Origin of the sequence: Pantoea cypripedii, assembly GCF_002095535.1 — a bacterium.
Taxonomy (GTDB): domain Bacteria; phylum Pseudomonadota; class Gammaproteobacteria; order Enterobacterales; family Enterobacteriaceae; genus Pantoea; species Pantoea cypripedii.
Window position 1 is genome coordinate 284,827 of record NZ_MLJI01000002.1, and the last position, 12,621, is coordinate 297,447.

Here is a 12,621-nt window from a genome sequence, read left to right on the forward strand (position 1 = left end):
CAGTAGCCTGGAGTGAAGTTTGAATGTTGATTGACCTGAACTGTGACATGGGAGAAAGCTTCGGCGTCTGGAAGATGGGGGCGGATGAGGAGATGCTCTCGATCGTGACCTCCGCCAATATCGCCTGCGGATTTCATGCGGGTGACCCGGATGTGATGTTCTCAACGTTACAAAATGCCCGACAGAAAAACGTTGCGGTAGGTGCCCACCCTGGCTTCCTCGATCTGGCCGGTTTTGGCCGCAGACCGATCTACGGCTACACGCCACAGCAGATCCGTAACATGGTGATCTACCAGATTGGCGCGCTGAAGGCACTGGCGGAAAGTCAGGGCTTTTCCCTGCAACACGTCAAAACCCATGGGGCATTCGGCAATATGGCGGCGGAAAACAGCGAATGGGCGCAGGCGGTGGCGGAGGCCATTTATCAGGTGGATCAGGATCTGATTATGGTGGTGATGCCGGGGATGTGCACCGAGGCGGCTGCCGTGCAACAGGGGCTGCGGGTCATAAGAGAAATTTATGTCGATCGCGCTTACGCTGCTAACGGCAATCTGCTTTCGCGCCAGCTACCCGGCGCGGTGCTGCACGATCCACAACTCGCTAGCGAACGCATCCTGCGCATGATCGATCAATCCGCCATCACCACGGTAAACGGCAGCACCCTTCCGGTGGAGATCGACTCGCTCTGCGTACACGGCGACTCGCCCGGCGCGGTAAACATGGCCCGTGCCGTTCGCAGCCTGCTGGAAGGACGGGGCATCCAGTTTGCCCCGATGGCGCAGGTGCTGGCCGCTAAAGGCTGAAGCGCTGCCTGTTACTGACGCCGCGTTGACCAGACAGCCGGGTTAATCAGCGAGAGCGGCGGCTGATTATTCAGTACCGTCACCACCCCCTGTGCCGCTGCCAGCGCCATATTGCGCATCGCACTATCCGAAGAGGCGGCAGTGTGCGGGGTGAGAATCAGGTTCGGGGCGGTCATCAGCGGAGAATCAGACGCCAGAGGCTCCAGTTCGAACACGTCCAGCCCTGCACCCGCCAGCTCGCCCTGGTGTAGCGCCTCGGCCAACGCGCTTTCATCGATCAGTGAACCACGACTGGTGTTGATCAGGCAGGCACTGCGCTTCATCAGCGCCAGCCGCTGGCGATCCATCAGGTGATAAGTGTCAGCGGTGGCAGGGGCATGCAGGGAGACAAAATCACTCTCACGCAGCAGGGCGGCTAAATCATCAGCCTTACTGCATCCCGCCTGGGCAATCACGTCCGCTGGCTGGCTGGTATGAACCATGACCTTCATGCCCAGCGCCACGGCCATGCGGGCCAGAATTTGCCCGATAGCGCCATAACCGACAATGCCCAGCGTCAGGCCATAAATCTCCTGAAAACCGCCAGTGTATTTTATCGCCATGTACTGCTGCTGGTGGACGGCACGATCACAAACGGTCAGACGTTTCGCCAGATCGAACAGCAGGGCGAGGGCGTGTTCCGCCACCGAGCGGCTATTCATGCCTGGCGTATTCAGTACCACGATGCCGTTTTCGGTGGCGGCGTCGAGATCAATACCGTCCGTTCCAACACCGTGCACCGCAATGACTCTCAGGTGCGGAAGTTGCTCCATCATCGTGCGCGTGAATTTTCCGCTACGAAAAATGGCCGCCACGATCTGCTGACGCTGCTGTGGATCTTCTGGCGAAGTTTCGGTGGAAACGGCCAGGCCATTTTCTTCCAGGTAATTGATTCCTGATGAGTTTATCGGGTGCGGTGCCCAACACATCTGTTTCATTGAGTTTCCCTGATGGTGTTTAACATTATTGGCATTCTCTTTGCATTTCTTTGGAATGCCAAGAAAAAACATTCTGGTTAAGTATCGAATAATGCACAGGAGTCCCCGTATGAGCGAGGCCATTAAGCCTTTACTGAAAATCCGCGAGCTGAACAAGAGTTTTGGCGATCTTCACGTGTTGAAGAACGTGGCGCTTGAGGTCCATCAGGGCGAGGTCGTTTCGATCATCGGCGCCAGTGGCTCAGGCAAAAGCACCTTTTTGCGCTGCCTGAACGTGATGGAAATGCCGCAGAGCGGCTTTATGGATTTCGGCGATTTTTCGTTTGATTTTCGCGATGGCGCCCGCGCCCAGCCCGACCAGCAGCAACTGCAATTGCTGCGCCAGCAGATTGGCATGGTGTTCCAGAACTATCACCTGTGGCCCCACATGACGGTGCTGGAGAACGTCATTGAAGCGCCGATGCGGGTGAAGAAAATGACACGCAGCGCAGCGGTAAAAATTGCAGAAGAGTTGCTGAACCGGGTGGGCATGTTTGAAAAAAGATTTCAGTACCCGGCGCGCCTGTCCGGTGGACAGCAGCAGCGCGTCGCCATTGCGCGTGCGCTGGCGATGAAACCCAAAATGATGCTGTTTGATGAGGCCACGTCCGCGCTCGATCCCGAGCTGGTGGGTGAGGTGTTGGCGCTGATTGCGATGCTGGCCGAAGAAGGCATGACCATGTTGCTGGTCACCCATGAAATCGCCTTTGCGCGTGAAGTCTCGTCGCGCGTGTTGTTCTTCGATCAGGGCGTGATGGCGGTTGACGGTCCCCCGGAAAAAGTGCTGGCCGAGCCGGAAAGTCCGCGCCTGCGCCAGTTCCTCAGCCGCATTTTACACGACGATATTAAAGCCATTAAAGGAAACGCCGCATGATGCAGCTTTATCAGGATCTTCAGGATTATGGCAGCGGCTTTCTGACTGCCGCGATTATCGTGCTGGGTATTACCGTGCTGACCATTGTCCTGAGCTGGGTATTTGGCTTGCTGGCTGCACTGGCGAAACGATCACACATCGTCGCACTGAGAAAAATTGCTGAATTTTATATCTGGTTTATTCGCGGCACACCGGCGCTGATTCAGGTGTTTATCATCTATTTCGGCCTGCCGCAGTTTGGTCTCAGCTTCTCGCCATTTTTTGCTGGTGTGATTGCGCTGGCGCTTAACGGCGGCGCTTATGTCGCTGAAATCATCCGCACCGGCCTGAACGCGATTCCGAAAAGCCAGATCGAGACCTCTTACGCATTAGGTATGTCCAAAAGTGACGTGATGCGTCGCATTATTCTGCCGCAGGTGTTCCGCATCATTCTGCCATCACTAACCAATGAGGCGATCTCGGCGCTGAAAAACACCTCGCTGCTCTCGACGATCACCGTGATGGACGTGACCTTATATGCGCAGACCATTATCTCCAGCACCTTCCGTCCTTTTGAATTTTACATCGCGGCATCTGTGATTTACCTGGTGATGACCACCCTGCTGACGCGTCTGACGGGCTGGCTGGAACGTCGCCAGGAGAGATACGTTTAATCTGCCTTATTTTGCTACCACACCATCATCTTAATGGGAGTTTTTGCATGAAATTGAAGTCTTTTATTTGCGGTCTTTTACTCACTTCACTGCTGAGTTCGACAGCCGCCTTTGCGGAAGGGGATAAAAAGCTGGAGCTGCTGACGCCGGGCGAACTGCGCGTCGCCACCGAGGGCACGGCACCTCCCTATAGCATGCGCGGTCCGGGCGGCCAAATCTCCGGTCTGGAAATCGCGGTGATGACCGAAGTCGCGAAACGTCTGCACCTGAAACTGGTGCCAGTGGTCACCAAGTGGGACTCGATTCTGATCGGCTTACAGGCCAATAAGTTTGATATGAGCATGGCCGCCATCGATATCACCCCGGAACGTCAGAAATCCGTGGTATTTGCCGATGCATGGATTGAGTCCGGCGGCCGAATCCTCGCACCGAAAGACACCAGCATCAAAACGCCGGACGATCTTAAAGGTAAGAAAATCGGCGCGCAGGTGTCATCCACCTATGCCCGACTGGCCGAAGAACACGGTGCACAGCTGAAAAACTACAGCGACATCACTTCCGCGGTGCAGGATATGATCAATGGTAATCTCGACGGCGTGATCAACGATTCCATCGGCAACGCCTACCTGATCGAGCATAACCACCTGCCGTTCGTGCAGGTGCCCGGCTACCTGAGCCAGGTGCAGAAAGGCTTCACTTTCGCCAAAGGCAAACCTAACCTGGTGGCTGCGGTGAACAAAGCGCTGGCCGATATGAAAAGTGACGGGACCTTTGCCCGCCTGACGACAGCGATTGTCGGTCTCGATCCTGCCCCGAAGAATCCGGTACTGACACTGCCGCAATAATCCTCGACCGGCCCTGAGCGCATCCGGAATGCGCCAGGGCTTCTCTGTGAAGATAAAAACTCATATCATCGCCGTTAACGGTAATCGAGCGGCCACGACAATGGCGGGGAAGGGAACATTATGCGGGTGATCAATCATGGCGCTGGCTGACCAGTTATTAAAAGAGGCGGATGACGGCGAGCAGAATTTAAGCCAGAAAGCCTATGAAACCATCCTGAATAAAATCATCAGCCGTGAATTTGCGGTCAACACCGTGTTGCAGGAACGACGCCTGGCAGAGATGCTGGATATCTCCCGCACACCGGTGCGTAACGCGCTGAACCGGCTGGAAAATGAAGGGTTTATCGCACGCAACGGCGGCAGAACGCCGGTGGTTAAAGAGTTTTCGATTCAGGAGTTAATTGAAACCCTGCATATCCGGCGCGTGCTGGAGGCTGAGGCGACACGTCTGGCGACGGGTAAAATTCCCCTGAGCGAGCTGGACGCGATTCAGACGCTGGTCGAAGGGCTGCTGATCAAGAAAGTGCCGGATACGGAAGAGGACTGGGCTGCGGATTCGCGTATTCATGAGACCATCGCCTTTTACAGCGGCAACAAGACCATGGCCGATTACATCAAAACCCTGCGTCTGAAGACCCATATGTTTAATTTAAGCGAAGTGCCGGAACGCTTTGAAGCGGGTCACCGCGAGCACCTGCAAATCATTCAGGCGCTGCGCGACAACCAGCCAGATTTGGCACAAAGTCTGGTTGCCGCGCATATCGATAACGTCCGTCAGGGCATTATCAAACGCCTGAGTCAGTTCTGATCCCTGAACATCATCGTGACCAGAGTTTGATTCAGCACCCGGACGGCAAGCGCGAAATCTGAGAACTCCATTGCCTCATCAGGATTGTGGCTGCCGTTCTGGTTACGGACAAACAACATCGCACCCGGTACGCCGCAGTTCACGAACTGCGCACAATCGTGGCCCGCACCGCTTGGCATCACCTGTGCTGCAATAGCCAGATCATCTGCCGCATTCTGCAACGCCACCACCAGCCCCGGATCCATCAGGGCTGGGGTACTGCGACTCTGCTCCCCGAAATCAAACCGCACCCCGTGACGCTGCGAAATTGCTGCGGCCGTCTGTTGCAGATGCGCATCAATGGTTTGCAGCGTCTGTGCGTTACGCGAACGAAAATCAATGGAGAAATCCACCAGCCCGCTGACCTTACTCATATCGGCATCGACGGCATCGGTAAAGAAGCGGCCAAAGGTGACGGTAAGTTCGTGTCCGGCTTTCTCCAGCTCATGCCAGTAACGGTGCATCTCGCTCACCAGCTCCGCGGCGGCGATAACGGCATCCTGACGGCACCACGAGGGGCAGGCACCGGAATGTGCGTATTGTCCGTATGCCCGGGCAAAACGGTAGCGCAAGCTGCCGCAAATGCCGCTGACGATCCCGACCGGGATCTCCGCGCTTTCCAGCACCGGCCCCTGTTCAATATGGATTTCCAGGAAAGCTCGCAACTGTGCTGGCCCAAACAGCGGCGGCTCATCCACCACCTTATCGGGATTGCCGCCACAGTTGATCATGTGCTGGGCGATGGAGATTTGGTTGTCCCGGCGCAGGATCGCCAGATCGGCACGGGTCAGTTGTCCCAGCACCGTTTTGCTTCCCAGATAGGAGATAGGGAACCATGCGCTCTCTTCAGCGCGAATCGCAATCAGCATCAGATCGCAGGGGGGAACGAGTCCCGCCGCTTTCCAGCCCGCCAGAATCGCCAGACCGGCCAGCACGCCAGCTGCGCCATCGTAGTTACCCCCGGCTGGCACTGAGTCAAGGTGCGAACCAACCACCACTTTCGGCGCATGGCGGTCCGCGCCGGGCAGGATGATATACAGGTTGACCGCCGCATCGGTCATCACTTCAAAACCCAGCTGGCGGGCAAGCTGGCTGACCAGATCATGAGCGCGCTGCTCGCCGGGACCGTAGGCATCGCGGGTGATGCCTTTGCCGTCAAAACTCATTTCACGCAGTTGCGCAAACAACGTTTCGGCCAGCGCCAGATCCGGCTCTGGCAGGGTAGCAGGCATCATTTCAGCGTCTCCATTGCGGCGACGATCGCCTTACAGGCCGCAGTGACATCTTCACTGGCGATGCTGAAGGCCAGCCTGAAGTGACCCGGCATGCCAAAGGCGCTACCCGGCACCACTGCCACGCTGGCGTGCTCGATCAGGAAACGGGCAATGTCGAGGTCATCCGCCAGCACACTGCCATCGGCCAGGGTTTTCCCCAGTGCCTGCTGACAATCGACAAACAGATAAAATGCGCCCTGCGGTTTTTGCAAATGCAGCAGGGAAGAGGCAGCCAGAATCTCACATGCCTCGTCGCGGCGTTTGACCAGGATCTCACGCCAGCCGGTCAGAAACGAGGAATCGCCCATTAACGCAGTGGCGGCGGCGGCCTGGCTGATGGAACTCGGGTTCGAGGTGCTTTGCGCCTGGATCTTCTCCATGGCTTTGATCAACCATTCCGGACCCGCCGCGTATCCCAGACGCCAGCCGGTCATCGCGTAGCCTTTAGAGACGCCGTTTAGCGTCAGGGTGCGATCTTTCAGCTCCGGTGCCGCCGTGGCAAAGGAAATAAACGGCACATCGTAGGTGAGCGGTTCATAAATATCGTCAGAGAGCACCAGCACGCGCGGATAGTCCTTCAGTACGTCAGCCAGTGCCTGCAATTCCTCACGCGAGTAAATCGCCCCGGTCGGATTACCCGGCGAGTTAATCAGCAGCCATTTGGTTTGCGCTGTCAGGGCTGCGCGGAGCTGGTCCGGGGTAATTTTGTACCCGCTATCAACCGTAGTGGTGACAGTAACCGGCGTGCCGTCAGCCAGCCTGACCATATCCGGATAGGACACCCAGTAAGGGGCCGGGATGATCACTTCGTCGTTCTCATCGACGGTCGCCTGCAAGGCGTTGAACAACAGTTGTTTGGCACCGGTACCCGCAATGATTTCGCTCAGCCCATAGGAGAGCTGGTTTTCGCGCTGGAATTTTTGCTGAATCGCCTGAGTGAGTGCGGTGGTGCCCCCGACGTTGGTATAACGGGTCTGCCCCTCAAGGATGCCCTTGATCGCCCCCAGCTTGATGTATTCCGGTGTATCAAAATCCAGCTCACCGGCACCCATATTGATAATTTTCTTACCCTGCGCCTGCAACTCGCGGGCGCGCTGCGCGATTTTGACCGTCATTGACAGCCCAATGCGCGAGACGCGTTTCGCCAGTCGGCTGTCGATATTCTGCTGAGACATCTTTAACCCTTACGTAATGTGATCATATCTGCGCGCGGCGGCGCAATTTCTTTGGCATACCAAAGAAATGCAATAACAATGCCAATGTAATTCAGGATGATGCGTGTGCCACGGCAGGCGTGCTGAGTCCCACCCGATTATTTAGCAAACACACGGTCCCAGTCAGAAAATCCTTTGATTTCAATTGGGTTGCCTGATGGATCCTGCATAAACATGATCGCCTGCTCACCCGGTTCGCCGACGAAGCGTTTTTGCGGTGGCAGGATGAATGCAATGCCAGCCTGTTGCAGTCGGGCGGCCAGCGGTTCCCATTCCGTCATCTCCAGCACCAGCCCCAGATGGGGCATCGGCACCATGTGATCGCCCACCTTACCGGTGTTGGTCACCGCGAAGGGTTCGCCGAGATGCAGGGAAATTTGGTGACCAAAAAAGTCGAAGTCGACCCAGGTGTCAGTGCTGCGCCCCTCGGTGCAACCCAGTAACTCACCGTAAAAACGGCGGCTTTCATCGAGATCGGTGACGTGATAGGCAAGGTGAAATGCAGATTTCATGTTCTGTCTCCATTTAAAGATTGAGGCAGAATCTCAAATCACGTACAAAAGCGTTAGCATGTTTTTATGCATTCAATCGTAAGGAATAGCTTTGGATAGTAAGTACCTTGCCAGCCTGATTGCCGCCATTGAATGCGGCTCCATCGCCGAAGCGGCGCGTCGCCAGGGAATTACCGCCGCAGCGGTGAGTCAGCGTATTCAGGTACTGGAGCGGGAACTGGACACACCTTTGCTGAACCGGGTAGGGCATACCGCCAGACCCACCGATGCCGCGATGGCGATGCTGACCCGCGCCAGGCGCATCGTGCGTGAAGTGGAGCTACTGAGTAGCGATGTACATGCCAATGCACTGAGCGGGACGCTGAAGATTGGTGCCATCTCAACGGCGCTGACCGGGATTTTGCCCGGCGCCTTGCTGATGCTGCATCGGCAGGCACCGGATGTCAGGCCGCAAATCATTCCCGGCACGTCCACTACGCTGTACGATGCTCTGGCACGCGAAGCGATCGACGCGGCGATTATGGTCCAGCCGCCGTTTGAAATCCCGAAACGCTACCGCTGGCAACCGCTGCATCACGAGGAGCTGATTCTGCTGTCCAGCGCACCGCTGGAGCAGGATGTTGCTCACGCCCTCAGCACGCTGCCTTATATCAGTTATGACCCCAACTCCTGGGGTGGGCGGCTGGCGCAGCAGTACCTGAATGACCACGACCTGCATCCCCGCCTGTTGCTGGAGCTGGATGGAATCGAAGCGATTTCCCTGCTGGTAAAAGAAAAGATGGGAGTGAGCCTGCTGCCGCGCTGGCCAGGCCTTGCTGCGATTTCGCAGCACCTGGTGCAGACCTCGGTCGGCGGCGGTTACGATCGCAAAATTATTCTGCTGGTGCGCCCGGAGTCGATAAACGAGCAACTGCTTAACCTGTTAATCTCTGCGCTGAGTTCCGCCCGATGATTGTTCACTACGCCCGATGGTTGCGCATTCGTTGCATATAAACAGTGCACTCAGCGCATCCCGATACCCATTGTGTATTGGATATTCAACGTCGTTATTATTTAAGAAAGTTCTGGTGAGTAATGTTCACGCCTCCACTTTGCCGGTGGCTCCTGAAAATATTTCGTAAAAGACCGGGTAAACGATTGCTGGCTATCAAAACCATATTTAAGTGCAATCTCAAGAATCGAACCATGAGAGGACGCGAGTTCGGATGCGGCCAGAATGACTCTCCTTTTACGAATATATTCTCCCAGCGTTTGTTGCGTTTCTCTTTTAAAGAGTCGTTGCAGGTGCCATTTTGAATAGCCTGCCTTGGTGGCAACGGCAGAAATGACCAGTGGGAGATGGATATTACGGTCAATCCAGACCATCAACTCATTCACTGTATCTTTATGAATGACCATGTGATTCCTCCAGTTCATTGCAGCGCGCCGTGGAGGCGCGCTGTTAAAAAGACCAGCGATTCAGGGCTTTTTCGTGATGGCACTGGATATTTTGTTAACCCAGGTCATGACGAAGATAAAAAAGGCCGGAACAAAGAAAACAGCCAGCAATGTACCGCTGATCATGCCGCCAAATACCCCGGTCCCTATTGCATGTTGCGTGGTAGCACTCGCTCCGACAGCCAGCATTAAAGGCACTACACCTAATGTGAAGGCTAATGACGTCATTAAAATCGGACGCAAACGCATTTTGGCCGCGCGAATTGTTGATTTAATCAGGTTGCCTTCTTCCTCATAAATCTGTCTGGCAAATTCAATAATAAGGATGGCGTTTTTAGCTGAAAGACCAATGATAGTGATCATCCCGACTTTAAAGAAAACATCATTCGGCATATCACGTATCACCACCGCAATAACCGCACCGAGTAATCCAAGTGGCACGACAAGCATGACTGATAACGGAATAGCCCAGCTTTCATAAAGCGCGGCCAGTACCAGAAATACCACCAGCATGGAAAGCAGCATCAGCATAGGAGCCTGAGAGGCGGATTGTTGTTCCTGCAACGATTGACCCGTCCATTCAACGGCAAATCCAGCAGGTAGCTCAGCCGCAATCTTTTCCATTTCAGCCATCGCGGCACCGGTTGAATAACCCGGTCCGGCATTCCCGGCGATACGAAAGGCGGGATAGCCCTGATAACGGACCATCTGTAAGGGGGACGTTTTCCACTCGCCACGCACCACTTCCGACAACGGAACCATGCCGCCGGACTTATTACGCACGTAGAGTGACAGTACATCTTTCAGTTGCATGCGATAAGGAGCATCAGCCTGAATAATCACCTGCTGGATACGCCCCTGATTAGGAAAATCGTTAATGTAGGATGACCCCATCGCACCGGATAGTGTCTGGCTGATATCACTGAATGCAATACCCAGCGTTTCCGCTTTCTGGCGATCAATACTGAGATCGATGCTTGTCCCATCAGGCAGGCCATCGACATACACGTCAGTCACGATTTTACTTTGTGCTGCCTTGCTTAACAGCTGGTTGACGGCCTCAGATAGCGCCTGATATCCATGGCCACTGCGGTCTTCAAGACGCAGAGTAAAGCCGGTGGAATTGCCTAATTCCGCGATCGGAGGCGGCAGGAGACTCATTACCGTTGCATCCGGTACAGCGGACATCACTGCCTGTAAATGGTCTGCCTCTCCCTGTGCGGTTGCACCGTCTCTTTCTCCCCAGTCTTTGAGGGTGGTAAACGCCAACGCCGAGTTAGCACCGGAACCCGAAAAGCTGAATCCAAGCACCGACAGGTTACGTTGAATACCCGGACGCTCAGCGACAGCATTTTCCAGCTTCTTCACCACCTCTCCGGTTCTTTCTAATGTGGCATCAGAAGGCAGCTGGATCGACGTCATGAAATACCCCTGGTCTTCCGAAGGCAGAAAGGACGAGGGAAGTCGGGTAAAGGCATAAAACAACACGCCACAGAGCGCACCGTAAACCAGCATCATCCTGCCGGTTCTTTTCAGCAGACGGGTTAAGCGGGATTCGAAGCGGTCTGACATGCGATCAAAGCTACGGTTAAACCAGCTGAAGAAACGCCCTTTTTGATGAGATTCCTGCGTCACCGGTTTTAACAACGTAGCGCACAGTGCCGGGGTAAGGCTCAATGCTAAAAATGCGGAGAAAAGAATGGAGACGGCCATCGAAAGGGTGAACTGGCGATAAATGATACCGACCGACCCGCTGGCTAATCCCATGGGAATAAATACCGCAGTTAATACCAGCGTGATCCCGACCACCGCACCGGTAATCTCACGCATCGCTTTTTCTGTAGCCTGCCGGGGTGAAAGACCCTCTTCAGACATCAGGCGTTCTACGTTTTCGACCACGACGATCGCGTCATCAACAATGATCCCTATCGCCAGTACCATACCGAACATCGTCAGTACGTTTATCGAGAAACCGCATAGCATCATCACGGTGAAGGTGCCCAGCAGCGCGACGGGGGCCACGATAGCAGGAATAAAGGTATATCGGATGTTCTGTAAGAACAGGAACATGACGATAAACACCAGCGCCATGGCCTCGATAAAGGTATGGATGACTTTCTCGATGGAAATTTTAACGAAGGGCGAGGTATCAAACGGAACGGTGAATTTCATCCCGTCCGGCAAGGCTTTGGCCATTTCAGTCAGACGGTCCTGCACGGCCTGCGAGGTTTGTATCGCATTAGCGCCCGGTGACAGCTGGATCGCCACCGCCGTCGAAGACTGACCATCCTCACGTACCGCAAAAGAATAGGTCTGTAAGCCGAGGTCTACCCTGGCGACATCACCGAGCGTGACGGTCGAACCGTCAACATTGGCTTTGAGTACGATATGGCGAAATTCGTCAGGTGTGCCAAGCTGACCGCGTACGGTAAGCGGGTAACCGGTTTGCTGTCCATAGACGGTGGGAGCATCACCAATCCGGCCTGGCGCTATTTGCACGTTTTGCTGGCTGATGGCGGTACTGATGTCACTAATGGTCAGACGGTAGGAAATGAGTTTTGCCGGATCAACCCATATGCGCATGGCTTTCTCCGCACCAAACGCCTGCACCTTGCCGACACCCGCAACGCGGCGTAATTCTTCGGTCACGTTACGCGCAAAGTAATCACTGAGGTCAGCTTCTGAGAAGTTTCCACCCGGTGATGTCAGCCCGACCATCATCAAAAAGTTAGATGATGCCGCTTCAACCGTCAGCCCATTTTGTCTGACAGTCTGCGGTAAACGTGATTCAACGGTTTTAATTTGGTTCTGGACATCGACCTGCGCCAGTTTGATGTTGGTACCCGGCTTGAAAGTGACGGTGATGGTCGCCGTCCCTGACGTATCGCTTGATGACTCGAAATAAAGCAGGTCATCAACACCGGATAATTCTCGCTCAATAAGCGAGATAACCGATTCATTCATCGTCTGAGGCGTAGCCCCAGGGTAATTCACCGTTATTGATACACTCGGGGGGGCAACCGAGGGATACTGTGCAATGGGCAATTGAGGTATGGTGATAAGACCAAATAACACAATAAACAGCGCAATGACCCACGCAAATACCGGGCGATTTATAAAAAACTGTGGCATCAGAATTCCTGTAT

Annotated in this window: 12 protein-coding genes; 6 read left to right on the forward strand and 6 right to left on the reverse strand. The window is 54.8% G+C overall.

Annotated features, from left to right (window positions below):
• Nucleotides 1-23 precede the first annotated feature (23 nt).
• Nucleotides 24-803, forward strand: a complete 780-nt coding sequence (locus HA50_RS22505; RefSeq protein ID WP_084879071.1) for a LamB/YcsF family protein — start codon at nucleotides 24-26, stop codon at nucleotides 801-803.
• An 11-nt stretch (nucleotides 804-814) separates the two neighbouring features.
• On the opposite strand, the gene HA50_RS22510 is transcribed toward HA50_RS22505, so the two are convergent.
• Nucleotides 815-1,780, reverse strand: a complete 966-nt coding sequence (locus HA50_RS22510; protein WP_084879072.1) for a hydroxyacid dehydrogenase — start codon at nucleotides 1,778-1,780, stop codon at nucleotides 815-817.
• Between the two features lie 109 nt (nucleotides 1,781-1,889).
• Here HA50_RS22510 and HA50_RS22515 point away from each other — a divergent pair, with 109 nt between their 5' ends.
• The 4 genes from HA50_RS22515 (at nucleotide 1,890) to HA50_RS22530 (ending at nucleotide 4,999) form a co-directional block, all read left to right on the forward strand.
• Nucleotides 1,890-2,693: an amino acid ABC transporter ATP-binding protein gene (locus tag HA50_RS22515; RefSeq protein WP_084879073.1), complete on the forward strand. Its 804-nt coding sequence runs from the start codon at nucleotides 1,890-1,892 to the stop codon at nucleotides 2,691-2,693.
• On the forward strand, nucleotides 2,690-3,346 hold the full coding sequence (locus HA50_RS22520; RefSeq protein ID WP_084879074.1) for an amino acid ABC transporter permease: 657 nt from the start codon (nucleotides 2,690-2,692) through the stop codon (nucleotides 3,344-3,346). The genes HA50_RS22515 and HA50_RS22520 overlap by 4 nt, the downstream gene beginning before the upstream one ends.
• A gap of 47 nt (nucleotides 3,347-3,393) precedes the next feature.
• On the forward strand, nucleotides 3,394-4,191 hold the full coding sequence (locus HA50_RS22525; protein ID WP_084879075.1) for a transporter substrate-binding domain-containing protein: 798 nt from the start codon (nucleotides 3,394-3,396) through the stop codon (nucleotides 4,189-4,191).
• A gap of 136 nt (nucleotides 4,192-4,327) precedes the next feature.
• Nucleotides 4,328-4,999 carry a GntR family transcriptional regulator gene (locus tag HA50_RS22530; protein ID WP_084879076.1) on the forward strand — a complete coding sequence of 224 codons (672 nt, stop codon included), beginning with the start codon at nucleotides 4,328-4,330 and terminating at the stop codon, nucleotides 4,997-4,999.
• Here the strand turns inward: HA50_RS22530 and HA50_RS22535 are convergent.
• The 3 genes from HA50_RS22535 to HA50_RS22545 all read right to left on the reverse strand — a co-directional run bounded on the left by HA50_RS22535 (nucleotide 4,990) and on the right by HA50_RS22545 (nucleotide 8,038).
• Nucleotides 4,990-6,273 carry a Zn-dependent hydrolase gene (locus HA50_RS22535; RefSeq protein WP_244193639.1) on the reverse strand — a complete coding sequence of 428 codons (1,284 nt, stop codon included), beginning with the start codon at nucleotides 6,271-6,273 and terminating at the stop codon, nucleotides 4,990-4,992. The genes HA50_RS22530 and HA50_RS22535 overlap by 10 nt on opposite strands.
• Nucleotides 6,270-7,487 (reverse strand): pyridoxal phosphate-dependent aminotransferase, encoded by a 1,218-nt coding sequence (locus HA50_RS22540; RefSeq protein ID WP_084879077.1) that lies wholly within the window; start codon nucleotides 7,485-7,487, stop codon nucleotides 6,270-6,272. Before HA50_RS22540 ends, HA50_RS22535 begins: the two co-directional genes overlap by 4 nt.
• Nucleotides 7,488-7,624: 137 nt before the next feature.
• Entirely contained in the window at nucleotides 7,625-8,038 is a 414-nt protein-coding gene (locus HA50_RS22545) for a VOC family protein (protein ID WP_084879078.1), read from the reverse strand.
• Between the two features lie 91 nt (nucleotides 8,039-8,129).
• On the opposite strand from HA50_RS22545, the gene HA50_RS22550 reads away from it, so the two are divergent.
• A complete protein-coding gene (locus tag HA50_RS22550; protein WP_084879079.1) occupies nucleotides 8,130-8,990 on the forward strand; it encodes a LysR family transcriptional regulator in 861 nt (286 codons plus the stop codon).
• A 101-nt stretch (nucleotides 8,991-9,091) separates the two neighbouring features.
• On the opposite strand, the gene HA50_RS22555 is transcribed toward HA50_RS22550, so the two are convergent.
• The gene (locus HA50_RS22555) at nucleotides 9,092-9,436 is read right to left on the reverse strand and encodes a helix-turn-helix domain-containing protein (RefSeq protein ID WP_084879080.1); all 345 of its coding nucleotides are present in this window, start codon (nucleotides 9,434-9,436) and stop codon (nucleotides 9,092-9,094) included.
• A gap of 60 nt (nucleotides 9,437-9,496) precedes the next feature.
• Nucleotides 9,497-12,607: an efflux RND transporter permease subunit gene (locus HA50_RS22560; RefSeq protein WP_084879081.1), complete on the reverse strand. Its 3,111-nt coding sequence runs from the start codon at nucleotides 12,605-12,607 to the stop codon at nucleotides 9,497-9,499.
• Nucleotides 12,608-12,621 lie beyond the last annotated feature (14 nt).

Excerpts from the sequence above, each read along its gene's own strand:
- HA50_RS22520 (WP_084879074.1), top strand. The coding sequence starts at position 2,690 with ATGATGCAGCTTTATCAGGATCTTCAGGATTATGGCAGCGGCTTTCTG.
- HA50_RS22525 (WP_084879075.1), top strand. The coding sequence starts at position 3,394 with ATGAAATTGAAGTCTTTTATTTGCGGTCTTTTACTCACTTCACTGCTG.
- HA50_RS22505 (WP_084879071.1), top strand. The coding sequence starts at position 24 with ATGTTGATTGACCTGAACTGTGACATGGGAGAAAGCTTCGGCGTCTGG.
- HA50_RS22515 (WP_084879073.1), top strand. The coding sequence starts at position 1,890 with ATGAGCGAGGCCATTAAGCCTTTACTGAAAATCCGCGAGCTGAACAAG.
- HA50_RS22560 (WP_084879081.1), bottom strand. The coding sequence starts at position 12,607 with ATGCCACAGTTTTTTATAAATCGCCCGGTATTTGCGTGGGTCATTGCG.
- HA50_RS22535 (WP_244193639.1), bottom strand. The coding sequence starts at position 6,273 with ATGATGCCTGCTACCCTGCCAGAGCCGGATCTGGCGCTGGCCGAAACG.
- HA50_RS22545 (WP_084879078.1), bottom strand. The coding sequence starts at position 8,038 with ATGAAATCTGCATTTCACCTTGCCTATCACGTCACCGATCTCGATGAA.
- HA50_RS22540 (WP_084879077.1), bottom strand. The coding sequence starts at position 7,487 with ATGTCTCAGCAGAATATCGACAGCCGACTGGCGAAACGCGTCTCGCGC.
- HA50_RS22555 (WP_084879080.1), bottom strand. The coding sequence starts at position 9,436 with ATGGTCATTCATAAAGATACAGTGAATGAGTTGATGGTCTGGATTGAC.
- HA50_RS22510 (WP_084879072.1), bottom strand. The coding sequence starts at position 1,780 with ATGAAACAGATGTGTTGGGCACCGCACCCGATAAACTCATCAGGAATC.
- HA50_RS22530 (WP_084879076.1), top strand. The coding sequence starts at position 4,328 with ATGGCGCTGGCTGACCAGTTATTAAAAGAGGCGGATGACGGCGAGCAG.